At 38.9% G+C, this 537-nt stretch carries 1 pseudogene; it reads left to right on the top strand.

Features of this window, described 5'->3' with window-relative positions:
• Positions 1–70: 70 nt before the first annotated feature.
• Positions 71–537 (top strand): annotated as a pseudogene (locus ACFINM_RS09940) (hypothetical protein); the annotation flags it as partial.

The following is a 537-nucleotide window of genomic DNA, read 5'->3' as shown; positions in this document are numbered from 1 at the left end:
AACAGCCCAATGATAGGAACCGCGTGCCTATTAATAAAACAATCCCTGCCGAAATCAAGCGAGGAGACAGATGAAAAAGCGATTTATTATAACAGGAATGATTACCCTTTTGGGAATACTAAATCTGGCACATGCATCGGATTCTCTTCAAGCAGATACATGCAATTTTCTAGCGTTGGGACTTGCTCAATATCAAAAGAGGATATTTGGAACAGACCGCACTGGAGTCCTAAACAAATGTGCACAATCCCCATCGTCTGCTCCACCGCCACCACCTGCTCCACCGCCACCACCTGCTCTACCAGCAGAATATCTGGAGCTTATTAAGCTATTAAAAAAAGAGGAAATTATTGAGCTCTTTAAAAAACAACTTGCGTTAAAAAAAGAACAACTTTCACAAACAGAAAAAGCCTATCAAGCTATAACAAAGAATCAGAAAACAAACCCAAAGCAAATAGACTTTTCTAGTTTTTTTCTCAAAGAACCAGAATCGTTCTATAAGAGTGATAAGCTTTCAAGAGAATCATATCAAAAGGT

The organism is Bartonella sp. AA168HLJHH, from assembly GCF_042197365.1.
In the GTDB taxonomy this organism is placed as follows: Bacteria; Pseudomonadota; Alphaproteobacteria; order Rhizobiales; family Rhizobiaceae; genus Bartonella.
Note: the sequence above shows the minus strand (reverse complement) of the source record. Positions and strands in the feature narration are given on the sequence as shown.